General features: G+C 42.7%; 28 protein-coding genes and 1 pseudogene. 12 read left to right on the top strand and 17 right to left on the bottom strand.

The window, feature by feature from the left end:
- Positions 1–3: 3 nt before the first annotated feature.
- Entirely contained in the window at positions 4–876 is an 873-nt protein-coding gene (locus tag CW749_RS18065; protein ID WP_101113670.1) for an amidohydrolase family protein, read from the bottom strand.
- An 86-nt stretch (positions 877–962) separates the two neighbouring features.
- Positions 963–2,024, bottom strand: coding sequence for a 4-oxalomesaconate tautomerase (locus tag CW749_RS18060; protein WP_101113669.1), 1,062 nt, complete (start codon positions 2,022–2,024; stop codon positions 963–965).
- 136 nt (positions 2,025–2,160) lie between these two features.
- Between CW749_RS18060 and CW749_RS18055 the strand changes: the two genes are divergently transcribed.
- Entirely contained in the window at positions 2,161–3,057 is an 897-nt protein-coding gene (locus CW749_RS18055) for a helix-turn-helix domain-containing protein (protein WP_101113668.1), read from the top strand.
- A gap of 29 nt (positions 3,058–3,086) precedes the next feature.
- Here the strand turns inward: CW749_RS18055 and CW749_RS18050 are convergent, their stop codons facing one another.
- Genes CW749_RS18050 through CW749_RS18040 form a run of 3 tightly spaced genes read right to left on the bottom strand, consistent with a single transcriptional unit; the run spans position 3,087 to position 5,887 of the window.
- Positions 3,087–4,382: a TRAP transporter large permease gene (locus CW749_RS18050; RefSeq protein ID WP_101113667.1), complete on the bottom strand. Its 1,296-nt coding sequence runs from the start codon at positions 4,380–4,382 to the stop codon at positions 3,087–3,089.
- A 2-nt stretch (positions 4,383–4,384) separates the two neighbouring features.
- Positions 4,385–4,876, bottom strand: coding sequence for a TRAP transporter small permease subunit (locus CW749_RS18045; RefSeq protein WP_101113666.1), 492 nt, complete (start codon positions 4,874–4,876; stop codon positions 4,385–4,387).
- 12 nt (positions 4,877–4,888) lie between these two features.
- On the bottom strand, positions 4,889–5,887 hold the full coding sequence (locus CW749_RS18040) for a sialic acid TRAP transporter substrate-binding protein SiaP (protein ID WP_101113665.1): 999 nt from the start codon (positions 5,885–5,887) through the stop codon (positions 4,889–4,891).
- A gap of 315 nt (positions 5,888–6,202) precedes the next feature.
- On the opposite strand from CW749_RS18040, the gene CW749_RS18035 reads away from it, so the two are divergent.
- From CW749_RS18035 to CW749_RS18020, 4 genes are all read left to right on the top strand, one after another.
- Complete coding sequence (locus tag CW749_RS18035; protein WP_101113664.1) at positions 6,203–6,838, top strand: FCD domain-containing protein; 636 nt, start codon at positions 6,203–6,205, stop codon at positions 6,836–6,838.
- Between the two features lie 229 nt (positions 6,839–7,067).
- Positions 7,068–8,186, top strand: coding sequence for a Gfo/Idh/MocA family oxidoreductase (locus tag CW749_RS18030; RefSeq protein ID WP_101113663.1), 1,119 nt, complete (start codon positions 7,068–7,070; stop codon positions 8,184–8,186).
- The gene (gene aroQ / locus CW749_RS18025) at positions 8,186–8,638 is read left to right on the top strand and encodes a type II 3-dehydroquinate dehydratase (RefSeq protein WP_101113662.1); all 453 of its coding nucleotides are present in this window, start codon (positions 8,186–8,188) and stop codon (positions 8,636–8,638) included. The genes CW749_RS18030 and aroQ overlap by 1 nt, the downstream gene beginning before the upstream one ends.
- 5 nt (positions 8,639–8,643) lie before the next feature.
- Entirely contained in the window at positions 8,644–10,545 is a 1,902-nt protein-coding gene (locus CW749_RS18020; RefSeq protein WP_101113761.1) for a sugar phosphate isomerase/epimerase and 4-hydroxyphenylpyruvate domain-containing protein, read from the top strand.
- Positions 10,546–10,752: 207 nt separating this feature from the next.
- Here CW749_RS18020 and hchA read toward each other — a convergent pair whose 3' ends face one another.
- Positions 10,753–11,604 carry a glyoxalase III HchA gene (gene hchA, locus CW749_RS18015; RefSeq protein ID WP_101113760.1) on the bottom strand — a complete coding sequence of 284 codons (852 nt, stop codon included), beginning with the start codon at positions 11,602–11,604 and terminating at the stop codon, positions 10,753–10,755.
- A gap of 179 nt (positions 11,605–11,783) precedes the next feature.
- On the opposite strand from hchA, the gene CW749_RS28090 reads away from it, so the two are divergent.
- From CW749_RS28090 to CW749_RS18000, 4 genes are all read left to right on the top strand, one after another.
- The gene (locus CW749_RS28090) at positions 11,784–11,960 is read left to right on the top strand and encodes a DUF6435 family protein (protein ID WP_126608638.1); all 177 of its coding nucleotides are present in this window, start codon (positions 11,784–11,786) and stop codon (positions 11,958–11,960) included.
- Positions 11,961–12,031: 71 nt separating this feature from the next.
- Positions 12,032–13,387: a DASH family cryptochrome gene (locus tag CW749_RS18010; RefSeq protein WP_101113661.1), complete on the top strand. Its 1,356-nt coding sequence runs from the start codon at positions 12,032–12,034 to the stop codon at positions 13,385–13,387.
- 4 nt (positions 13,388–13,391) lie between these two features.
- Positions 13,392–14,846 (top strand): deoxyribodipyrimidine photo-lyase, encoded by a 1,455-nt coding sequence (locus CW749_RS18005; protein WP_180958439.1) that lies wholly within the window; start codon positions 13,392–13,394, stop codon positions 14,844–14,846.
- On the top strand, positions 14,843–14,986 hold the full coding sequence (locus CW749_RS18000) for a DUF2256 domain-containing protein (RefSeq protein ID WP_101113659.1): 144 nt from the start codon (positions 14,843–14,845) through the stop codon (positions 14,984–14,986). The genes CW749_RS18005 and CW749_RS18000 overlap by 4 nt, the downstream gene beginning before the upstream one ends.
- A 34-nt stretch (positions 14,987–15,020) precedes the next feature.
- On the opposite strand, the gene CW749_RS17995 is transcribed toward CW749_RS18000, so the two are convergent.
- Complete coding sequence (locus tag CW749_RS17995) at positions 15,021–15,440, bottom strand: GNAT family N-acetyltransferase (RefSeq protein WP_101113658.1); 420 nt, start codon at positions 15,438–15,440, stop codon at positions 15,021–15,023.
- Positions 15,441–15,899: 459 nt separating this feature from the next.
- Here CW749_RS17995 and CW749_RS17985 point away from each other — a divergent pair, with 459 nt between their 5' ends.
- The gene (locus CW749_RS17985) at positions 15,900–16,100 is read left to right on the top strand and encodes a hypothetical protein (protein WP_101113657.1); all 201 of its coding nucleotides are present in this window, start codon (positions 15,900–15,902) and stop codon (positions 16,098–16,100) included.
- Positions 16,101–16,522: 422 nt separating this feature from the next.
- On the opposite strand, the gene CW749_RS17980 is transcribed toward CW749_RS17985, so the two are convergent.
- A complete protein-coding gene (locus CW749_RS17980; protein WP_201797013.1) occupies positions 16,523–16,969 on the bottom strand; it encodes a hypothetical protein in 447 nt (148 codons plus the stop codon).
- A gap of 150 nt (positions 16,970–17,119) precedes the next feature.
- Entirely contained in the window at positions 17,120–17,419 is a 300-nt protein-coding gene (locus tag CW749_RS17975) for a hypothetical protein (RefSeq protein ID WP_101113656.1), read from the bottom strand.
- A gap of 279 nt (positions 17,420–17,698) precedes the next feature.
- On the opposite strand from CW749_RS17975, the pseudogene CW749_RS17970 reads away from it, so the two are divergent.
- Positions 17,699–18,268: pseudogene (locus tag CW749_RS17970) on the top strand (transposase); the annotation flags it as partial.
- A 79-nt stretch (positions 18,269–18,347) separates the two neighbouring features.
- Here CW749_RS17970 and CW749_RS17965 read toward each other — a convergent pair.
- Positions 18,348–18,785 carry a hypothetical protein gene (locus CW749_RS17965; RefSeq protein ID WP_101113655.1) on the bottom strand — a complete coding sequence of 146 codons (438 nt, stop codon included), beginning with the start codon at positions 18,783–18,785 and terminating at the stop codon, positions 18,348–18,350.
- A gap of 341 nt (positions 18,786–19,126) precedes the next feature.
- On the opposite strand from CW749_RS17965, the gene CW749_RS17960 reads away from it, so the two are divergent.
- Positions 19,127–20,083, top strand: a complete 957-nt coding sequence (locus CW749_RS17960) for an IS110 family transposase (protein ID WP_101113654.1) — start codon at positions 19,127–19,129, stop codon at positions 20,081–20,083.
- A 27-nt stretch (positions 20,084–20,110) separates the two neighbouring features.
- Here the strand turns inward: CW749_RS17960 and CW749_RS17955 are convergent, their stop codons facing one another.
- The 7 genes from CW749_RS17955 to CW749_RS17925 all read right to left on the bottom strand — a co-directional run bounded on the left by CW749_RS17955 (position 20,111) and on the right by CW749_RS17925 (position 24,396).
- Positions 20,111–20,461, bottom strand: coding sequence for a lipoprotein (locus tag CW749_RS17955; protein ID WP_101113653.1), 351 nt, complete (start codon positions 20,459–20,461; stop codon positions 20,111–20,113).
- 55 nt (positions 20,462–20,516) lie between these two features.
- Positions 20,517–21,368, bottom strand: a complete 852-nt coding sequence (locus CW749_RS17950) for an IS3 family transposase (RefSeq protein ID WP_101113652.1) — start codon at positions 21,366–21,368, stop codon at positions 20,517–20,519.
- A complete protein-coding gene (locus CW749_RS17945; protein WP_216602694.1) occupies positions 21,365–21,673 on the bottom strand; it encodes a transposase in 309 nt (102 codons plus the stop codon). Before CW749_RS17945 ends, CW749_RS17950 begins: the two co-directional genes overlap by 4 nt.
- A 186-nt stretch (positions 21,674–21,859) precedes the next feature.
- Entirely contained in the window at positions 21,860–22,219 is a 360-nt protein-coding gene (locus CW749_RS17940) for a hypothetical protein (protein WP_101113651.1), read from the bottom strand.
- Positions 22,220–22,358: 139 nt separating this feature from the next.
- Positions 22,359–22,991, bottom strand: coding sequence for a hypothetical protein (locus CW749_RS17935; RefSeq protein WP_101113650.1), 633 nt, complete (start codon positions 22,989–22,991; stop codon positions 22,359–22,361).
- 307 nt (positions 22,992–23,298) lie between these two features.
- On the bottom strand, positions 23,299–23,763 hold the full coding sequence (locus CW749_RS17930) for a GNAT family N-acetyltransferase (protein ID WP_101113649.1): 465 nt from the start codon (positions 23,761–23,763) through the stop codon (positions 23,299–23,301).
- Positions 23,764–23,814: 51 nt separating this feature from the next.
- Positions 23,815–24,396, bottom strand: a complete 582-nt coding sequence (locus CW749_RS17925) for a hypothetical protein (protein ID WP_101113648.1) — start codon at positions 24,394–24,396, stop codon at positions 23,815–23,817.
- Positions 24,397–24,431 lie beyond the last annotated feature (35 nt).

Genomic DNA, 24,431 nt, shown 5'->3' with positions numbered 1-24,431 from the left:
GTTTCAATCCTCAAATCCGTAGAGTCGCGCTGGGTTATCCACTAAGATTTTCTTTTGAGTGGCTTCATCTCTCGCGATCAGTGGCACTAAATCCAATAAATCGGCGTCATTAGGCATGTGTTTTTTGATGTTTGGGTGTGGGTAATCCGTTCCCCACAGAATGCGGTCAGGCGCTAACTCAACTAAGCCTTGGGCATACGGAATGGCATCGTAAAAAGGAGGAGAAACTGCAATTCTTTCAGAACCACACACCTTTACCCACCAATTATCTCGCTGCATGAAATCCAGCAAAATTTGATACGCCTTCTGCCCTACTCCTCCACTGGTTGGCACTCGCCCCATGTGGTCAACAACAATTTCCATGTCTATCTGATTGAAAAAAGATTCGTATTGGATCATGTCTTCCGCATTAACATGAATCACCAAATGCCAGCCAAGTGGCTTAACCCTATCTAGGACAGTTTGCATTTTTGCTAAATCTGGAGCGCCACCTAAGTGCCGAACAAAGTTAAACCGCACTCCTCGAACTCCGCCGTCATGTAAGTCTTGGAAATCATTTTCAGAAAAGGTGTCGTCCGCAATGCAAACTCCTCGATAGGCACCGTTACTGCTTTTAATGGCATCCAACATGGCTCGGTTATCTGTTCCGTGACAACTTGCTTGAACTAACACGGCTCGTTCCACTCCCAGAGTGTCATGAACTCGTTTAAGGGCATGCTTGTCGGCATCGGGTGGCCAATACATTGATGTCATCGCATAGGGAAAAACATCGTGTGGACCAAATACATGGCAATGGGCATCACACGATTTAGGAGGCGCTTTAAACCTCGGCACACGTGTATTGTTGTCTGGTGCCATACAACTGGGTTTATTCATGCTCAATTCTCCTTTTCATGCCAAGATTTCCTTCTCACGCCAATGCGTTCTTTTCCAATTATCCATTTGATTTCCTTTGGTCCTTCTCAATATGGCGCTGGATAAGCAATGCCTTTGCTCAAAACCCTTGCAGTCCGAACTAAACCCACTTGATTGATGCGACCATCTTCATCGGTACTCAGTTCGACTGAGAATTCTCCGGTTGGGTGCTCAACCGAAACGGTATTAACAGATTGAGGCAAACTGAGCGGTGTCATAGGTTGAGCAACCGAAGACGGCAGCATGCATGCCGTGGCGACAGATACCGCCCCCAATACGCCAATGGCGGTGTGGCACGTATGAGGGATAAAGGTCCTCGTGTGGATGTGACCACCCGAAATCGGCTTTGAAACTAAGCTCATTTTGGGTACCACTTTGTTTGTGACATCCCCAAGGTTCATTGCTTTGCCGGCCAGCAAACGAATGGCTTCGAGTTTTGATTTCAACTCTGAATCCTGATTCAAAGCCTCCACACTTTCATAACCTGTACACCCGACATCTTTTGCTTGAATGACCACCACTGGCATTCCATTGTCAATGCACGTTGTGGGTACGCCATTAAACACATCGACTGCATTTCCCGTAGGGAGAAGCGCGCCACATACCGAACCAGCCACATCTTTGTACTGGCAAATAACTGGAGAAGCCGTTCCTGGAACGCCATCGATTTTGGTGTCGCCTTGGTAGGTCAAGGTCGCGTTCGGCGTCTCCAAAATAAGGTCGCAGTAATGGTGGCTGTTGAGCATTTTTACGCGAACCGTAGTTGTCTCTTCCGCTGCGCTAATCAAGCCGCTTTCGAGAGCAAACGCCCCAACACCAGACAATATATTTCCGCAATTGGGGGACGTATCTACTCGGTTTTCTCCCAACACAACCTGAGCAAAGAGGTAGTCGACATCTGCGAGCGGATCATCCGACAAACAAACAATCGCAACCTTACTAGTTAGTGGGTGCGCGCCGCCAAGCCCATCGATTTGGCGGTGATCTCGCCCCACAATATCGAGTATGAGTTGGTCTCGTTCCTGTTCATTTTCGGGCAGGTCTTTGGCAAGAAAATACAGCCCTTTCGAACTGCCACCACGTATCTGCATATAAGGGATCCCGTGCACTCTATTTCTACCTTGTACTCTGAATGAGTATTTAGATTAATCGCCATCACATCAGGAATAAATTCAACTTTTTCACAATTTATTGTACATTTGTAACGTTTTGACCATTTAATCAACAATTTTTCACAGAGGCACCATGTCCGATATCCCCCACTATTTTCTTTACGGTGAAGCCGTCCCCTCTAACGCTTTAGCCTATTTTGATATCGCGAGGCTGGAGCATTCTTTACCGAAACATAATTGGGAAATTCACCCTCACCGCCATGACAATTTGCATCAGTTGCTGATTTTAGAAAAAGGCAAAATGCTGGCCCAAGTCAGAGACTTGTCAGTAGAAAGAGAAGAGCACTGTCTGTTATCGATCCCCCCCAAAGAAGTGCATGGATTTGTGCACCAACCTAACGTCGAAGGTTACATTGTCACAATTTCTCAACCCTTTCTTATGCAGCTATTCAATGAAAAAGAACGGGAACTCTTTCCTCAGTTGTTCCGCGAATCATTAGTGGTTCAACTGGAGCCTGGTAGCCAGCATTCAAAAGAAGCGATGTATCTCACTCAGCAATTAATCAAGGAATATCATTCGTCGGATGCAGCCCAAGAATCCATGATTGGGGGCTATCTAAAAATATTGCTGTTATTGATACATCGTTCTCTCAAACCCAACCAAATTTCTGACGTGGGTCTCGATTCTAAAATTGTCGCATACGAGGCATTTATGGCGCTGGTAGACGAACACTATTTAGAGCATTGGAGTGTTAGCCAGTACGCAGATGAACTTGGTTTAAGCGCCGGCAGACTCAATCGATTATGTCAACGATTCGCCGACCAACATGCGTTGCAGTTGATTCACGAACGCCTTATCACCGAAGCCAAAAGACAACTTATCTACACACAGCTTTCTGCGAAAGAGATCGGCTATAAACTCGGCTTTGAAGATCCCGGTTACTTCTCGCGCTTTTTCCGTCGAGTCAGTGGAATGCCACCAAAACAATTTCAGAAAAAAGCGCGAGAGCAGAGAGACATTACGGAATAAATGCTTATGCCCAAGTGACCTCAAAATAGTCATCCTTGGTAACCGAATAGACGCGGTAAAAATAGAATTAAGTCCGGGAAGAAAATCATTACGGACAAAGCGCCTAACAACATAATAATAAAAGGGACGACTTGTCTAATAATGCCGGCTAATGGAATGTCGGTTGTGCCGTTAATCACAAACAGCAATATCCCATAAGGAGGCGTAATTAAACCAATCATCAAATTTACTATCGTCACAACCCCAAAGTGAACGAGATCGATTCCTAATTCACGGCAAGCAGGAATAAACAGAGGAACAATCACCAATATGACGGTCGTGGCATCCAATAAGAATCCCAGTAACAAATAGATGAGATTAACCAACAACAAGAATGCAATTGGAGATAAATCCAATGCTGAAATCACACCAGCAATCTGAGTCGGTACGTTTTCAGTAGCAATAATATAGTTAAAAATCAATGCCGACCCTATGACCAACCCCACCGACGCAGAAGAATAAGCACTCTCTTTAATCGCATGGTAAAGCTCCTTAAAACTTATCGATCTGTACACGACTGCAGCCAATATTAGTGCATAAGCGGCTGCAACAGCGGCTGCTTCCGTGGGCGTGGTAACCCCCCCATAAATGCCGTATAACAGGATCGCTGGCATCATCAAAGTCGGCAATGCTCGCCAAGTGATCTTGGGTAAATCCTTAGTCGGGGTTTTGGGCTCCATCGGAATATTCAAACGCTTCGCTTGAACGGTATTCATGATCATAAGCGCTACCCCCATCATCAGACCCGGTACCAAACCCGCTATAAATAGGAAACCGATAGAGGTATCTGATACCAAGGCATAAATCACCATGGGAATAGATGGAGGAATGATAGGGCCGATGGTGGCCGAAGCAGCCGTTATCGCCGCGGCGTAACTCGGCGGGTAACGCCCGTCTTTGGTCATCATATTGATGATTACGCGCCCTATGCCGGCCGCATCTGCAACCGCGGAACCTGACATACCAGAAAAGATAAGGCTAGACACAATATTAACGTGACCAAGCCCCCCTCTGAAATGCCCAACAATGGCGACACAAAATTGAAGCAGTCGGTCTGAAATGCTGCCTGCATTCATGATATTCGCAGCACAAATGAATAGCGGAACAGCCAGCAAGATGTAGCTACTGTAAAACCCTTGAATAATTTGCTCGCCCGCTAAAGCGAGGTCTTGCCCACTAATAAAAAGATAAACGATAGCGCCAATCAGCATGGAATAAGATACAGGGGCGCCAAAAGCGGCCAGTAACAAAACCGTTACTAGGCATAAGCTCAACGAGATACTCATGATTACAACCTACTTTTCTCTTGTTCTTCTTTGCGCTTGGGGTTTATTAGCGTATATATCGCCCAAGAGTATCGAATAATTATCACGGCTAGGAATACGCCATAAATACTAAACACGTAATCCAATCTAATTTTCAAAATGGCGCTCTTTTTAATCTTATAAAAAGTAATGTAATCCCAAGTAGGTGCTAGGCTGATTCCAAACCCTACAATGATCCCAAGAGCGGCCAAAAAGAACATCGCTCTTTGTATTTTTTTGGGGGCGCTGAGATACAAAATATCGAAACGAATATGGTCGCTGCTTTTTAGACAAAATGCCCCTGTCCAAAAAATGAGCCACAGCCAAAGAGTGAGACAGAGTTCTTCTGACCACCCTAATGGTTCGTTCAACGCATATCGCGAAAATATCTGAGCGCAAAATATGATGAACATAGCGGCTAACATTGTAACCGCGATGCCATCAGCTGCTTTTTTCAGCCAATTCCAGATAGTCATAAATTCAAAGCTTTATAGTGCGTTGATCTTTTCAAGAAGACCTTCAGGCCAAGTTTTTGAAAAGTCGGAGTTTAAGTAAGTACTTTGAACTTGTTTACGAAATGCCTCCACATTGGGCGTGTACACTTTCAAACCCTGATCTCGGAAAAAGTCTGCCAATTCATTTTCCAATTGCAATTGCTTTTGACGTCCAAACTCTGCAGTGGCTTCTGCTGCCACTAGCAATTTCGCTTGCTCCTCTTTCGAGAATTTATTGAACACTTTATTGGAAATGGCTAAGTAGTTCAGATCCACTAGGTGACTGGTTAGTACGATTTGCTTTGTCACCTCATAGAATTTAGCGTCTTTCGTGGTTGGTAACGGATTGTCCTGACCGTCAACGGCTCCCGTTTGAAGCGCGGTATAAACTTCAGTAAACGACATTGGCGTTGGGTTGGCACCCAATGCTTTGCCTAAAAATTGCCACGCATCGGATCCTGGCATGCGCAGTTTCACCCCTTTCAAGTCGTCTGGCGTTTGGATTTCAGTATCGGTACGCAGATTCAATTGACGTCGACCCATGTACATAACCGTCAAGAGCTTAACGTTTAGTACGTCTTCCACTTTCTCTTTGAAATCATCCATGAAATCAGCATTGAATACCGCCACTTGGTGAGCGGCATCTCTGTGCATGTAACCCGCAGAAAAGATAGAAAACTCAGGAATAAACTCAGCCAGCTCTTGCGCCGACGTAATGGTCATGTCCAAGTTTCCTCGCGCAATTGCTTCTAACTCTGTGCCTTGTTTAAACAATGAGGCATTCCAATGCGGTTCAAACGTCGCAAAATCAGAAACTCCAGGACCAAACTTTTCTAACAAAGCCACAGCACGTTGATCCGTTTCTGAGCTCGTCGCCGATAAGCGCAATTTAACATCAGATGCATTTGCAATACTGGTTGCGGACAACGCAACAGTCATCGCAACTGTCGTAAAGGCTTTTTTAAACTGGCTTGCAACATTGTTCATTTTCATTATGACACACTCCTTTGTGTAAAAAGACCAAACCAAATGGTCAGCCTCAAAGTGGGCATTAACAGGTTTACACACATTAACGCCTTAATCTCTGATCAATAATTGCACGATTTTTTCACCTCGCACAACCCTTAATGTTAATTTTGTAGATTATTTGTTAAAACATCACTCATTTTTAAAAATAGGTGACAAAAATGATTTGACATCGATAAATGAAAAACTCATAAATATAAGCAGTCACCCCAAAAATCGATCTTAATCGTGTGTTACTGTAAAAATAGTAGATAGCAATAGCGCGCTTTGATAGGAAACCGAATGAATCTTTATGAAACCTTGCGTAACGATATTTTGATGGGTGCTTTCGAGCCCGGTAGCAAACTTAAAATGGATACGTTGAAAGGCCGTTATAACAGTGGTGTGAACGTGTTAAGAGAAAGCTTAGCAAGGCTATCAAGCGAGGGGCTTGTTGAGGCAGAAGGTCAAAAGGGGTTCAGTATTGCCAGCGCTTCAAACGAGCGAATGAACGAGTTGACTCGCCTTAGAGTCTTGCTTGAAAGCGATGGGGCAAAGCAGTCTTTCTCTAATGGTGGAATGGAGTGGGAAAGTAATCTGGTTGCCGCTCACCATAAACTTTTGCACGTTGAACGAAAGATGCGAGAGGATATCGAAGAACATTTTGGAATGTGGCATCAATGCGATTACGAATTTCATGCGGCATTGATTGCGGCTTGCGGATCAGAGTTACATATCCACTACCATAAGCAGATTTATGACCAATTTCGTCAATTTGTGGTTGTTGAATTAAAGACCAATGGTTTCCGCGGTACCGATATAGTAGATGAGCATGAATCCATTATGGAAGCAGCGCTCAAAAGAGATTTCAACGTATGCCAGGAAGCCATTGAATCGCACTTATTTGGTTTCGTTAATCGCTTAAAAGTGTCCGAATAACACGTTCAAAACGGGGACTAACGCCAAATACAGAGTCATGAAAACATTAATAATACCGAAGGGGGTGAGCAACCCTAAGTAGGACGATAGTTCTTCCCCTTCAAATTCAAGATTGGTTCTTTGACTATTCCCGAAAAGAACCAACCTACCCTCTAATAAAATGTATCACTCTACGTGAGGGTTTCGCTCATCTAAAGAAATTGCCAATACAAGGATGGCCTGTTTGCCCATGGAAAAAATTAATATTGCTGTTGTCGGAGCCGGGCTCATTGGAAAGAGTCATATTAAGTTATTAACATCTGACAATTCGAATTACGCTTTGTTTGCGATTGTTGACCCTACCGATGAAGGGCGCGAGCTTGCTAAGAGTCTCGGTGTCCCTTGGTACAGTAAGCTTGAGACAATGTTCAGTAATTCGGATTCCAATTCCTCCGAACGCTCTAAAAAACCTGATGGTGTCATTCTGGCTACGCCAAATCACCTTCATGTAGAACAAGCTATCGCCTGTTTAGAAGCGGGGATACCTGCCATCATCGAAAAGCCGGTGGCTCACTCTCTTTCAGAGGGAGAACGCTTGTATCGCATTGCTCAAAATTACTCTACCCCCCTGCTTGTCGGTCACCACCGTATGCATAGCCCTATTATGCGTAAAGCAAAAGAGCTCATAGATTCTGGTTCATTGGGGGCGACTGTTGCCGTGACAGGCAGTGCTCTTTTTTACAAGCCCGACGATTATTTTGAACTAGGGACTTGGCGAACCAAAATCGGAGGAGGTCCTATTCTCATCAACATGATTCATGAAATAGGTAATCTTCGATATTTGTGTGGGGAAATTTCTTCAGTACAAGCTACGGCTTCTAATACACACCGTGGATTTGAAGTTGAAGACACCGTTGCTATCGTATTTTCTTTTTCCAACGGCACGCTGGGCACATTTATTCTTTCGGACACGGCAGGATCGGCTCGAAGCTGGGAGCAAACCGCACAAGAGAACAAATCTTACGCTACCTACCCCGATGAAGATTGTTACCACATCGCTGGAACTCACGGGTCGCTTTCCGTTCCCACCCTCAAGCTAAAACGTTACTTGAAGGATGAAGATCGATCTTGGTGGAAGCCTTTCGAATGTAGTGATGTGAAATTAGAAAGAACAGATCCCTTGGAAGCTCAGCTCCACCACTTTTGTAACGTGATTCGAGGCTTAGCTGAACCTTTGGTGAGTGTCCATGATGGTGTTCAAAATTTACGTGTCACCGAAGCCATCGTTGAGGCGGTGAAAAGTGGAGAGAAAGTGTTTATACAAACACCGCCTTTTCAAGACCTAGAATCTGCTCAAGGAAGAAAATAATGTCCTCTATATTCGTAATCAATGGTCCTAACCTCAATCTTCTCGGTCAACGGGAACCTGAACAATACGGTAATTCTACGTTAGATGATGTAGAGGCACTTTGTCATCAAACCGCTAAAGAGCATGGTGTAACCATCAAATTCATGCAAAGCAATCATGAAGGTGTGCTTATTGACTGGTTTCATGAGGCGGGCATTGGTGTAAAGAACGGCTCAATTCTGGGCGTTGTCTTTAACCCCGGCGCTTTTACTCATACATCGGTGGCGTTGCATGATGCTATTAAAGGCACTCAAGTCCCCACCATCGAAACCCATATTTCTAATGTCCACGCTCGAGAGGCTTTCAGAAACCACTCTTATATTTCCCCTGTAGCAAATGGAATCATCGTAGGGTTTGGCATTCAGGGGTACGCATTAGCCATCAAAGGGTTAATTCATCAAACAAAGGGGTAATGGTGATGCTTTATTCTATTGCGACGATTTGTCTTTCAGGATCATTAAGGCAAAAAATTGAAGCCAGCGCCAAAGCGGGATTTCGTGGAATTGAAATTTTTGAAGCCGACTTGATCAACCATAACGGTTCAATAAAAGAAATTCGCTCAATGCTTGATGATAACGGGCTTAGTGTTGTTGCTTATCAACCATTGAGAGATTTTGAAGGCTTACCTGCACCGTATCGTGATCGTATCTTTCAGCGAGCCAATCAAAAGTTCGACATTATGGATGAGCTTGGAACCGATCTTCTTATGGTTTGCAGCAGTTGTTCACCACATGCTTTAGGTGGAATTCAAAGAGCTGCCGACGACTTTAGTGAACTTGGATCTATCGCGGAGAAAAGAGAGAAGCGAGTCGCCTATGAAGCTCTCGCATGGGGTAAGCATGTCTTTGATTATAGAGACTCCTGGGAAATTGTTCGCCGAGCCAATCACGAGAAAATAGGCGTTTGTTTAGATACGTTCCATATTTTCTCTAGAGGGACCGAAATTGATTCTATGCTGAACATTCCAGGGGAAAAGATTTTCCTAGTGCAAGCCGCCGACGCTCCGCGCCTGTCTATGGACCACCTGAGTTGGAGTCGACATTTTCGCTGCTTCCCCGGTCAAGGAGAGCTTCCCCTAGATCAATTTATGAAAAATCTTCACGCTACAGGATATGACGGTCCATTTTCTCTCGAAATTTTTAACGACCAATTTCGATCAAGTTCTCCAGAAAAAACCGCTATTGATGGATACCGCTCCTTGGTTTTTGCCAACAATAGAAGTGAAGACATTAAGGCATCTAAGCCAGCCAATAGACAAGATCATGTAGCCGGAACTAATGTGCTTCCATCAAGTTCATTATTGCCCAAAACACTTCCGCCTTCTGAAGTCCAATTTATAGAGTTCGCCCTTAATATCAAAGAGCGAGAGGCGCTTACGTTACTGCTCGGTAACCTAGGGTTTTACCACGCTGGAACTCACAAGAAGAAGAACGTAGAACTATGGCGTCAGGGAAGTATTAACCTAGTCATGAACCTTGAACCTGATAGCTTCGCACAGCAATACCACCAAAAACATGGCGCCTCTGTTTGTGCTGTTGGGTTAACTTGTACCGACGTTCCTCAATTGCTTGATCGCGCCAATAAGCTCTGCTACCAAATTCACGGTAATACGGGCTCTGACACGCACGGGATACCAGCCATTCAAGGCCCCGGAGAAAGCTTAATTTATCTGGTTGATGAATCTGACCAACCCGCTCATTGGGAGCGAGAGTTTGAATGGAATGAGCCTGCCGAGCTACAAGCGTATCTAACGGCAATTGACCACATCGCCACCACCATGCCCTATGAAGAAATGTTGCATTCTATCCTGCTGTACCGCGCTATGTTTAACATGGTTGGCTCACCGAGCGTCAGCCTGACAGACCCGAGCGGGTTAGTGAAAAGTCAGGCAATGCAAACACCGGACAATCGAGTTGCCTTCACACTCAATAGCTCGCAAGCCTCGCGTACAGTCTCTAATAAAATTATGGATACGTACGCCGGAACAGGGGTAAACCATATCGCATTCAGCACTCGAGATATTTTCGCTATGGCTGAAAAGTTAGCGTCTCTCAATGTAAAAACGATGCCGGTTACTGATAACTATTATGACGATCTCGCCACGAGATTCGGTCTGTCTTCGGAACAATTGTCACTTATGAGGCGCTTTAATATCCTTTACGATGAAGACGAGCACGGTGTGTTCTATCAACTGTACTCGGAGCTCTTTGAAGGGCGATTCTGTTTCGAAATTGTTCAAAGAGATGGGTACCGGGGTTTTGGTGCGCCTAACTCGCAAATCAGAATGACCATGCAGGCGAAAGAGCTAGAGTCTCTTTAACTCTATCGGTATTCCTTTCTTTGCCTTTTACACGTCGCGTATATAAAACGGCTTATTCACCAATAAGCCGTTAATCTCACCCAAAAAGAGCAAACTTCACCTCTGATATTCCCTAATTCAAACGAAGTGATCTTTTGAGTGGAAACGAGAATATGCCCAAACCACCGATTTATCCCTCTAGTGTTGGCCGTCGGCTAGAAGTGTTTATTAAGTACGTACTGAAACCAACGTTTCTGCAGCCAACCTTCCAAGGGCATCTGCGGCCAATGGGCTTGCTCCTGTAATTAACAAGCGATCACGACAAACTGTATTGTCAGCTTTACTATTCGCTAACTCCACGCCTAAACCTTTTAACTTCTCACTCAATCCCCAGGGCATCTTACCCGGTAAGTAGCCGATCATCGGTGTTTGAGCATCAACTGAATCAGGGAAAACTGCCATTTTATACCCCTGATATAAAAACTCAGAACCATTCATATGAGTAGATAAGAAAGCAGCTGGACCATGACAAATAGAAATTGTAAAAACATCATTGTCGTGTGCCCAATTTAGAACAGTACCAACACGTTTATCTTCTGGGAGACCCAACATTGCACCATGACCGCCAGGGATGAATACGGCTGCATATTCTTCAACGTTCAATCCACTGTTGACCAATTCAGCCAGACTAATGGGGTTTTCCAATTGTTCTTTGTATTCACTGTAAATAGAATTTACGTGCTCATCTTTATGGGGAAATGCCCACATTTCTATGATCGCGGGCTTACCATTAGGCGTAGATATTTCAAACTCATAGCCTGCATTTCTAAGATGCAGCATGGGTACTAGAGTTTCAACAGGGTGATTACCAGTCGAAAAAAGCTTCCCGTTTTTCATTTCCATATTTTTTTGCTCGGTCGCCAAGACTAAGATTTTTCGCCTTGATCCGTCTACAGGGCTGTATTCAACTTCTTTGTAATCGGTCTTGTCAGCAGTTGCAATTTTCAAAGCAACCTTTGAAGGTGAATATGAACCATCCGATTCTAATTTTGGTGCTAACCCTAATAACTTCTTAAACACAATTCGCATCCTTTCATTATGTTGATAGCTAGATATTAGCCCAGTAAATTCAACCGACAAAGCTAAGCTTTAAAAATCTGATTGACTGTTTTTTTAGACTACTTGCTGAGAGAGCCTCAGAGTGAACTATTCCTCTTAGCTGGACGTATAGAAAAAACTAAACATTAACGGAGTTATTCATGTTTTCTTTTTTTAAGAGCAACCCAGCTAAGAAACTCAAAAAAAGACACTCAATGCTGCTTGAACAAGCTATGCACGCCCAAAGAAACGGTGATATTAGAACTTACTCGCAACTAACAGCTGAGGCAGAAGAAGTTTTTCAAGAAATTAAGAGTTTGAGTCCTTCAAAAACCTAACGCCAAGATAAGGTTCCAGTCACCCTTTAACCACGTAAAATTTTGAATTGTATTACGGATATTTCGGTTTGATGAAACATAAAACGCTTTACTGGTTTACTCATGATTTGAGACTTCAGAACAACGAATTATTACAACTTGCCCTACAAACTTCTGAACAAATCACTTTCATTTACATTTTTGATGAGCAGTTGGTTAATTACGTACAATTTAATTCGCACGCCATCGGTAAACAACGTTTGCAATTTATTCATCAAGCCTTGGAGCAATTGCAGCAAGATTTGGCAGAGTTCGGTCACGATTTAATAATTTTGAAGGGTAGTTCTAAATTACTCATAGCGCAGTGCGTTGAAAGTTTGCATATATCGCAAATAGCTATCGCAAAACAAATAGGCTGGTATGAAACAAAGTTATACCACCATATTGTTAGCACATTACCTAAACTAGCTTCTTTAACGCATTGGCAACACACGCTTTTTGATCAACAGCCAGCCCGTAGTTCGAGTGACTTAACTACATTTTCAAAATTTAGGAAGTTGGTTGAAAAGCAACAGGTACACAATATTAGGGTGCCGATGGTAAAGGTTAATCTGGCAGATATTGCCCCACTCAAGCTAAACAAACTTTTAAAATCATTACATCAGGAATCGGCCTCAGACTTATCTGGATCTGATAGCAACATTACGCACTGCGAATTTTTAGCTGGAGAACAAGCTGCACTTACGCATTTAACCGATTACCTTCAATCAGGTGCTGCAAATACCTACAAATTAACCCGTAACGAATTAGACGGTTGGTCCAACTCCACTAAATTCAGCCCATATTTGGCAATTGGCAGTCTTTCACCTTGCCGTATCTGGCATGAAATCAATGAATTTGAAGCACAGCAAGGTGCTAATGAGTCGACATATTGGATAAAATTCGAGTTACTGTGGCGAGAATTTTTCCAGTGGTCGGCTTTTGATTTATCTGAACAATTATTTAGTTTTCAAGGAAGTAAAAAAACTAAACCACTCACAAGTTTTTTTGCTGAACGCTTTAAAAAATGGTGTTTGGGTAACACCCCCTTCCCTCTAGTCAATGCGTGTATGAAACAGCTAAACGCAACAGGTTATATGTCAAACAGAGGCAGGCAAATAGTTGCTAGCTGTTTGATTTATGACTTAGGCATAGACTGGCGCTATGGTGCAGCGTATTTTCAACAACAGCTGTTAGATTACGACGTCGCTGCGAATTGGGGGAATTGGCAATACATTGCTGGTGTAGGGGCAGATCCTAAAGGCGGTCGTCATTTTAATTTAACGAAACAAACACAACAGTATGATCCTCATGGGCATTTCGTGAGTCAATGGTGCACCTCGGAAGTGGTTACAACTTTAGACTCGACAGACATGGTGGATTGGCCGATTAGCGGTACTGTGGAGTAAAACAATTATGTCCATTGCCGTTGTCTGGTTAAAGCGCGATTTAAGGCTCACAGATCACCAACCACTATTAAATGCTGTTTCAACTGGTTTACCGGTTTTGCTGGTGTATTGTTTTGAGCCGCTCCTAATGTCTGATCCACATTATCGCCCGAGGCATTGGCAATTTGTGGCTGAGTCATTACGCGACATGCAAAGTAAACTTCCCCAAGGTGCTCTATTTTGCTCCATGCAATCTGCGCAACACACCCTATCTCAATTACATGAAAAGTTTGGGATTAAATACATATTTTCTCATCAAGAAGTCGGGCTTGAAAACACGTTTGCTCGTGACCGAATGATCGCTCAATATTGTAATAGTGCAATGATAGGGTGGCACCAGGCTCCCTTTGGAGCGGTAGTGCGCGGTTTAACCAATAGAGTGAATTGGGATAAACATTGGCAACAAATGATGAGAGCAGAACAAGCCAATGTTTCATTAGAGCAAGTGAATTGGTTTACGGAGCACCAGTTAAATTGCGATTTGAAGGCGATGTTTAAGCAACTACCTACTGAACAAGGTGAGTTTCAACAAGGTGGTGAGAGCAAAGCGCAAACTACATTGAGGTCTTTTTTTCAATCACGAGGTCAGGCTTATGCATATAGCCTTTCGAGTCCACTAAGCAGTCAAATTCACTGCTCTCGACTCTCTGTATATTTGGCTTGGGGCAATCTAAGCCTAAGACAAGTCTATCAAACCGTTCTGGAACATTGGCAATTGAAAGGATGGAGGCGCAGTTTAGTTGCTTTTAGCTCTCGACTGCATTGGCATTGTCATTTTATTCAAAAGTTTGAAACCGAATATCACATTCAATTTCATAATCTAAACCGAGGCTATGATAATTTACCGAGAGTCGGTGGAGAATTAGCAGAACAACGTTTACTAGCATGGCAACAAGGTAAGACTGGTGTACCTATGGTAGATGCCTGTATGCGCTGTTTAATTTCCACTGGTTATATTAATTTTAGAATGCGGGCTATGCTGGTTAGTTTTTTATGTCACCACTTAGAACTGGACTGGCGAGCGGGTGTCTCCCATTTGGCGAGCCTGTTTTTAGACTTTGAGCCAGGTATTCACTATAGCCAATTTCAAATGCAAGCAGGTGTCACAGGCTTCAACACCATTAGAATCTATAGCCCTGTTAAACAAGGTGAAGAAAAAGATCCTGACGGTACATTCGTCAAAAAGTGGTTGCCAATGCTAGCAGAAATACCCGCCCCGCTGATTCATGCGCCTTGGCAATTGTCAGAAATGGAAAAGTTGATGTACAACTTTGACTCTCAAACCTACCCCGATCCTATCGTAGATGTTAACCAACAATACAAAAGCGCCAAAGACTTACTGTGGCAATGGCAAAAACGACCCGAAGTACAAAAGCACGTTCCCCGCTTGCTAATGCGCAATGTAAGACCTGCCAAATGAAAAAGTGCCATTTACCAAAAAAGATTTGCCCTGTATGTCAGCGCCCATTTTCTTGGCGTAAAAAATGGCAAAGAGACTGGGAAAACGTCATTTACTGTTCAAAAAGATGTGTAGGCCAACGTAAGCAAATTAAAGACTGATTGTGAATTAGCGCTGCGGTACGTTAACACTAACTCATTGTTCGATTAACGATTTTGTGAGAAATGACAAAGATGAATCTATTGGGTAATTTTCCAGTACCATCTGACACTTGTACCCATACTTTTCATAAAAGGGCTTCGCTTGAAAGCTGAGAGTATCGACCAGTACCGATTGGCAACCTTGGGATTTCACATAGCTTTCAATGTGATGAAGAAGTTGACTACCAACTCGTTTCCCCCTCATGGAATCATCAACCCAAAGAAATTTGATAAGTAACCAATTACCCCTAATATCAGCGATAATACCCCCCACTTTGTTTTCGCCTTCGACTGCATAGTACCCAACTTGCGACTTAGGTATCCCCTCCAGAAATGGAGTGTTGTGCTTAATTAACCCACCACGAATTTCACTGATATCACTATCCGACGGCTCTATGTCTAATTTGTATTCCATATATTTCCTAAATTCGGACTCGCTAGGGCAACTAAGACCAGCTTAAAGTATCAAGCACCAAACCATACCACCCCAAAACAGAATATTCATCGTCCATACACCTGCGCTCTGAACTGGGAGTATATGGAAAACTAATTGTGGACATGTTTTGAGTTCACTTAGAGTGAATAGCATTTGCGGTTGATAATCCCAACCAGTAGCAAAACGTAAAGCTCTTTTGGATCTAGGGTGACTCGCCAAATATTTAGCGTAAGACGTGTAAATTGTCCACGCACCTAAAATGCCACGTGTTGTTTATCGGTTTGAATTTTTTTGTTATGTGTGCGGCTCATTTTTTTGATCTAAAAATTACATTCAATAATGATTGTGAAATTTAATAACGGACATTGATCACACTTTAACTCTTTGCTATAGTTGCCGCAGATAGATTTGGTAATTTAATTACATAAGGAGCCCATTATGCTATCTGTAATTAAGAACATTTTCGTACCGACTAAAGACTACGCTGGTCGCAGTGTGAATGCAGTTATCGCTAGACTTGCAGCGCAAACAAACACTCACGTTCACGCTTGGTCATATCTAAAAGAATTAGAAGTTTACGAGAACACTGAAACTGGCACTCGCGTTTACCGCCATGAAACCAGCCAGCGTGCAGCGTAAAACCTCTCCCTTCTTTAAAGCTAGGGTCGACTCCCTCACGACCCTTTCTGCTCCCCTAAGCACACTGGTATATCCGTCAAAAAGTAGTCTACGCACTAACGACTAAATTTACAGCCAACCAAAATGCCACGCGTTGGCTGTCGGTTTGAAGTATTTGTTCGAGCGATACAAGCAAACAGACTCGCTTAGCGCTTAAGCATCTGGCTTGCATTTGATGGGCAGCATCTTAGCCAACAAAGTATTCTGCAACCAGACCACAAAACCCAAAACACCGATTCAGTCTAGAGTTTAGAAAAAGGAAACGAGAGAAGAGCTTAAAAATCAGGCAAGTCTACTTTTTGAGTTCATCATCATTCATGAGGGTCTATTCAGCCAATGTTTTGATTAAATGCACACATAGTACGTCATCTTGGAGCGAATTATTAAGTACCTAGATTTTTAAGACCACGGTACAAGCCAACAACTATTAGTGCCGCTGAAAGCACGCACAGACCTGATCCAGCATAAACCATAAGTTCAGCGGCGACCTCACCAATGGGAGTTGATGAAAATCCTTTACCAGCGATTGGGAGCGCCTTACTTGCGCCTAGCACAGCAGCAAGAGTTATGGCGAGCCAGATTAAATACATACCACCAATACTTGAGTAGTAAGATACCCTAAGCCATTTTTTCCTAGAGATAACAAGCCCCAAATTAAGCCAAATATCATTAATGCCATCCCACTTTGAACGGCTGTTAAGTGGGCAGACAATGCCATTCTTGGATTTAGAAATAATGGGATAAACACTCCCTGAAGCAAGCCAATAAGAAAAAGTACCGCTCCCCAGAATATTAGTTTCCCCCCCTAGGCCACTAATATGTATATTCAATTTTAACCTCTCATAATTGTATGGGTAATTTAGATGATTCACACCAGCTTAAACCGCAGACAGCTAACAAAACAAGCTACTGTATAGCGTCTTACACACAATTATTACTGCAAACCTAAAGAGAAACGTATGGGTAGGCGTTTGTTAGGTCTATTTGACCTTCGATACCCTCACTACAAAAGCAATAAGTACAGCCAATGAAGCCCAAGGCATTGCAAACCACCAATAATACGCAGCTAGGCTGCTCGTGAGATAACAATATGAAACTAAAACAACACTCGCGATTGTTAGGATGGAATATGCTCCCCACAAGGCAACACAAATATCGGTATCGGATTTGGAAAGTTCAAATCTGCGCTGCTTAAATACTGCAATAAAGAAAGTAAAAGGACTCGCTACACAAACTGCAATATGAAGAAAAGAAAGAAGAATTAAGACACCAAGTGTCATATATATTTCCTTTATTAGCCTAACACCCAATTAAGTAGTGAACAACGCTGCCACCTACCCAAGCCATTGTGCCGTAAACACTAACGCCGATTTAAACTAAAAATGCCAAGTGTTGCAAATCTTATTGAATTGATTGTATGGATAATCTTACCTAAATTCGGGTAATGTGAGACCCAGGCTTTAGCAGCAACTAAAGCTTTCTATGGGGCAGTTCGATTGAAGCTAGGTTCCTCACTTGAGAGACCGATAACCCCCATGAACACCAATACACTTCAAAACATTCGATTAATGAGTGACTTAGTCATACGTCGCAATCAGCTACTCTCTATGCAAACAATGGAGAAGAACCGTATTCAGGTATTGCTAAAGTCTCTGTATTCGACCATCAAGCCAATGCTAACTGCTATGAAAAAACAGATTTCAAACATCGAGGATAAGCTGCTTAAACTCATCGAATCGTGTCCAGACTATCAGACCAAAAACGACACCCTACAAAGTATTTTGGCATTGGATACATCGCGGCTGCATCAATTATCAGCAACGTTCCCGAGTTGGGTTACATCACCCGCTTCCCTCGTTGGTATCGCACCCATTACTCGAGAAAGTGGGCGCTACAAAGGCAAACGGGTGATTCAAGGAGGAATGGCGCAAGTTCGAACCGTTCTATATATGGCAATGATGTCTGCTATGCAGTGTAACCCTGTTTTCAAAGCGACTTATACCCGCCTTGTTCAATCAGGAAAACCAAAGAAAGTCGCTATCATCGCCTGCGTTCGTAAGATGGTTGTCATCTTAAACTCAATACTAAGAGATGGCGTCATGTGGAATAAAAATACAGCGAAAAGTTAACTATTGACGCCATAGTCGTTTGTTATGTGCATTTTGGACTGTGTTTGCTTAAGTCCTTTTCTGCTAAGTTCTCTACTTTTTAACAGTCACCAAAGACGTGCAAATTGGCTTCACAATATTGTACTAGCACTTTGTTTAATACACTTTGTTCTGAGTATTTCCCATCTAGTTTTGTATGGAGACTTAGTGTTGTTTGTAGTGTATCAGCAACCAATTCCTGATTTTGCTTGGTCAATGTTCCTAGCTGTAAAGCGTCTAATACCAGTACTGTAGCAAGTGCATCTGATTCAACACCATCAAGTTCACACATTGTATAGCGAGCTAGTAGATTTGACTTTTCGACCAAGGGTGCAGAGTCTACGCTCATTGCTAACCTGAACACCTCTGATCCTTTCTCTAAACCCTTTTGATACTCTGCTTTCTTAATTGCTTCTACTTGCCCAGTAGTAGCATAAAAACTTGCATATGCACCGATACTTAAAGCAACTAGGAAAATTGCTATATATCTAATTATCATTGCGCCTCCTACATATAATGCTGCATTAAGTAGTAAGCAATACCGACCACCTAACCTAAATCATTGTGCCGTAAAATACTAAATTTAAAGCAAGCCAAAAATGCCGAGGGTTGAGAATCAATCTTAAACACTTTGTATGGATAATAAGCACTCAAATCGGGTAAGGTGAGACCCAGACTTTAGCTGCAACTAAAGTTCTTCTATCTGGTAGTTCGATTAAACGTTGGCTCCTCAATTGAGAGACCGGTAACAAGTACGAACGCCTGATAGAACTCCAAGCACCACACTCGAATAGTCTTCTGGGTCTCGAGCCCGCATTTGCAAGCAAGAGTTAGCTTATTATGAATACAAACACACTTCAAAACATTAATGTCGGCGTTGATACTGGTAAGTCACAATTAGACATTTACATCCGCCCGCTCGATATTTACTTCACTGTTCCAAACAATGAGAAAGCCATCAGCGATGCAATAAAAACCATTCAGAAACATCGACCTCAACGGGTCGTTATCGAAGCGACTGGTCGACTAGAAATGCCATTCATTCTAGCCTGTGACAAAGCCGATTTGCCTTATGTTATCGCCAACCCTTTGCATGTGAAAAGGTTCGCTGGCGCTATAGGTCAAAGAGCTAAAAATGACCGATTAGACGCTGCGCTTATTGCTCACTATGCCGAAGCTATTCAACCAAAACTCACTCAGCTAAAAAGCGAAAACATCCGCTTAATTAGTGACTTAGTAACTAGGCACAATCAATTACTCTCGATGCAAACCATGGAGAAAAACAGAATACAAGTTCTACCCCAATCCCTTGCTTCTTCTATAAAACCCATCTTAACTGCACTAAAAAACCAGATAACCAAAATAGAAGAAAAGATAACAAAACTCATCGACACCTGCCCTGAGTACCAAGCCAAAAATGAGCTCCTACAAAGCATGCCAGGAGTAGGGAAAATAGTCGCCGCCTCTATCATCAGTAACGTACCTGAACTTGGTTACATCACCAATAAACAAGCTTCTTCTCTCATTGGCGTTGCTCCAATAACAAGAGAAAGCGGTCGCCTCAAAGGTAAGCGAATGATACAAGGTGGACGAGCTCAAGTGAGAACCGTTTTATACATGGCGATGATGTCGGCTATCCAATGTAACCCCATTTTCAAAGCCACATATGAACGATTACTTGCGGTAGGAAAGCCTAAAAAAGTGGCTATCGTAGCCTGCATGAGAAAGATGGTTGTGATACTAAATTCAATGCTAAGAGATGGTGTTATGTGGGATAAAGGTAGCGCCAAAAATTAACTATTGACGCCATAGTCTCTTGTTATGTTAATTTTGATTCCACTGAATATTTGTTTTTTCGATACCCAAACCACGTTTAAAAGAAGATGGGAAGTTCAACTCTGGAGTCGTTGACCAGCTTTTTTCTAGATAGAGGTTATAGCCAGTTTCCGTCTTTTTATATTCTACTGATGAAATCCATATTTGATCCCAATCTCCTAAGAATTCAAGCTCATTTAAACTTGAAGGGTACATACCATTTCGAGTTTTATGGAGTTCGATTGCCGAGACTGCTGAAATAAAGTGTTGTCTACCAAATTTTTGATTTGCTTGTTCAAAAGGTAAATCACATCCTGTTAACAATAACGCAATCCATAAGACTAAAAGGTATTTTTTCATGTTGAACTGTCCTTGATTATACTGGTGTACCCCTCAAAAAGTAGACACCACATAACTACATATTTTCGTACTCAACCGGACTGACATGCCCCAACGCTGAGTGCCTTCTTCTACGATTGTAAAATACCTCAATGTATTCGAAGATACCCAGTCGGGCTTCCTCAAGCGTTTGGTAGTCTTCTGCATATATCAGCTCGACTTTCAGTCGGCTGTAGAACGACTCCATCACCGCATTATCCCAACAGTTTCCCTGTCGACTCATGCTTGGTATGCCTCCATGCTGACGCATGAAGTCTTGGTATTTATATGCCCGATATTGTACACCACGGTCCGAATGGATGATGACCCCCTTCGGTGGCTTACGTGACTCAAACGCCATTTTTAACGATGTCATGACAAGTTCCACCGTCATCGTTGTGCCCAACGACCAACCAACAATGCGCCTTGAGTGTAGGTCCATCACCGTCGCTAGGAAGAGCCAACGGCTCTTCACCCAGATATACGTGATGTCTGTGACCCACTTCTGATTCGGTGTCTCTGACTCAAAGTCTCTGCGCAGTAAATTGTCGGCAACGTTCGTCATTGCAGCGACATCCTTGCTGTATTTGAACCCTTTGCCATTACGCGCCTTGATGCCTTTTTCTTTCATGATATCAGCCACATAATTCACGCAGCAGGCATGCCCTGCTTCGTTAAGCTCTTCGGTTATCCGCACGGAACCATAGCGAGCCCGATACTGAGCAAAGGTACACATCACCAATTGTTCAAAGCACTGTCGACGCTTTGAACGCTCACTGGGCACTCGATGACGCCACTTGCAAAAGCCACTAGGTGAGACATCAAGAGCGTGACACATGTGAGTGACTTTGTATTTCTCAACATAACTGTCGATGAACTCGTACTTCACTCTTGCTGCTTCGCGAAGTACGCAGAGACCTTTTTTAGGAATTCCATTTCATCTTTGAGTCGCTTGTTCTCGCGCCTTAACGCTCGAAGCTCTTCAGACTCTTTCTTCGAATAATCAACACCGTCTAAGGTGTTAAACTGTTTATCCGATAGACGTGTGAATTGACGCTTCCAGTTCCGTATTTGCTGAGCGCTGATGCCCAGCTCTTGAGCAACCGAGACCGCCGTTCGACCTGGAAGACTGGCAAGACGCACTGCTTCTTTGCGGAATTCTTCGGTGTACGCTGGATTACGATGTTTAGCCATAAATCACCTCTCAATTAGACCCTAGATCTAACTTAGTAAAGTGTCTACTAAACGTGGGGTACTCGGACTCATAACGCCCGATTAAGTAGCCCGAAACGCACAACGATAGTTTCTGCATAGCGCCATAAGCACTGAAAGTCCTGCAAACCAAACATGCCACGCGCTGAGGGTCTGCTTAAATGCTTGTTAAGTTTTATTATCCGTAGATAGTGCCATCAGTCGAGACCAATTAATCGTCAGTGCTTCGAAAACTGCTAAAGCATAGGTTTCTGTTTCATGTTCATATACAGCTGGAGGATACCAATCGTTGAAGCAGTTGTTCCCACCTAAAGGCACTTTCTGATAATCCTTAACGGCTTGCTCTATATTTTTATTTTCTAAAGCTTCAGCACATGATGCTATCGCTACAATATACTCATCTGTTGCATGGCCGTGCTCGGAACAAAACTTAAGTAGTGCCTGAGTAGCTTTTAGTTGACTCATACAATGCGTATCAGAGTATCGCTCTTTTTTACGCAGCTTATTGTAGTAACCTGTTCTGCCCATAGTAATCCTTAAACTTAACGCCAGCTTAAACCGCAGACAACGCACAAATCAAGCCGCTGCATTGCGCCTTAAACACTAAAATTACTGCAAACCAAAAATGTCACACGTTGGCGGTCGGCTTGAAGCGTTTGTTAGAACTCTATTTCGATGAGGTTTCAGATTTTGAAGTAAAACTCGCCGTAACAAGTAAAAGAATAAACAAAATTGCTAGGATATCGATAGAGACACTTTGTACCGGAAAATTTCCTGCGACCTTCTGAATCATAAAACCCGGAGAAAAATTTGCTATAAATTCGAAAGCCATAGACTGCCCCCAGTACACAGAGAAGTACACGCCCCCAAGACCAGAATAATTTGCGTAAATACTACCAAGAGCAAAAGCTGGAACCTGAAGTAGCTGATTAATAACCGAAACCCAGATGTACCGTCTTTTTTGGGTCAAAAGTGTATAACCTGCTATAAAATTAATAGCTGCAAAGGGAATTGTTGCTAATAGGGTTAATGTAGATAATGAACTATAAAAGAATTGAATCAGAGCAACCATTGGAATGCCTACTGCAGCTAAAAGCTGACAATACGCTAATACTTGAATCTTATTATTCTTATTCAAGAGCTTTTGAGATTGCTGGTTTTCGAAATACTCGTCAATCTCTTGCTTTCTAGACTGAAATTCTTTCTGAAAAGCCTCATAGTTTTCCGAGGAGGCTTCTATAGTAGACTTAACTTCCAGTAACTGTTTAATTGTATACTTTTTATAATCTATCAATTGCATTTTGTTTACTATACTAAGACCCGATCATACTGCTACAAACATACCACAACGTTAAAGGCATATCACATAAAACACTTGTAAGCTTAGTATTAGAGATTCCCTGATTCGAAAAATCCGGCTATAGGTTAAAGAAGGAAATTAACGAGAAACACCCCATATCTCAAGTTTAATTTATTCAACCTCTTTCATTCTAACGCCCAATTAAACTGCCAAAAACGTACAAATACCGTTTCTGCATACCACCATAAACACCAAACTCAACGCCAACTAAAAGTGCCACACGTTTTTGGTCTGTTTGAATTGTTTGTTATGTGCGTATTTGATACGAGTGCCCTGACTCAAATTCGTTCTCAGCGGTGCACTTTATTTGCCAGCCGAGTTTATGCGCCACTTTTTGGCTACCCACATTATCTGAAGCGATAAAGACTTTAACTTGCATTAAATCAATGGATTGAGCCAGTTTGAATATTGCGGACTTACACATTAGAGACGCTAACCCTTGCCCCCAAAACTTCTGACGAATGAAATACCCAAAGTCTAACTCGCCATCAAGTTGAGTAACTCCGCAAAAACCAACAATTTCGTTGGTTTCAATCGACCTGAAAGCAAACCTAGTTTCTGCCTGTTGCTCGTTAGCAAACCAAATCTCAGCTTCTGCATCAGTCAAAGGTCTTCTAGGTCCCAAAAACCTCATAGTTTGCTCGTTTTGAAGCAAATCAAACACAGAGCTTCGATCACTACCAACTAATTGTGAAATAAAGATTTTATCCAAACTCCCCTCCTAGCACATAACGCCTTGTTAACCTCGGTATATAATTTTGCGTCAGCAAAAATGCCAAGCGCTTTGGGTCTGATTGAACAATTTGTTATGTCCCGCAATTGGTTTGAGCACACTTTTCCACAAAGATGGAATAGATAGTTGTTCAATTTTTTCGAATGGTTCTCGCGAGTCAACCTCGGTAAAATAGCTTATAGCAAAAATAACAAGTACAAAAAGACCGGATAATGCGTTGCACCATAACTGGAACTTATCAGAGCCGAACATCAACTTAACTAACTTATCAACAGCCAAAATTTCATTATGTGCTTCTAGGCTTAGTATCGAGTACAAAGCGAAAAAGTTCGGCAACATGAACAGCAACACTATCGATGCACACGTATTCATTAAAAAACGCTTTGGATTCTCGGCTGGAATATTTAACCTGAAGAACTTTCGCTCTGTGTCCTTTCTGTTCTTCTGGATGAACATTTCAAGAGCAAAAATCGCCAAATATACTGGGTAAGCAAAGACAGCTGAAGCCACCATCCCAACTTTGAATATGACTCCAAAAGCTAAACAAAGTATGAGCCCTATTCCTACTGCATTGGCGAAGTAGGCAATTACACTAAGTTCCATAGTTTCCATTTATACCTCCAGTGACATAACGCCCAGTTAAGTAG

The organism is Vibrio sp. vnigr-6D03 (assembly GCF_002835515.1).
Taxonomy (GTDB): Bacteria; Pseudomonadota; Gammaproteobacteria; order Enterobacterales; family Vibrionaceae; genus Vibrio; species Vibrio penaeicida.
Note: the sequence above shows the minus strand (reverse complement) of the source record. Positions and strands in the feature narration are given on the sequence as shown.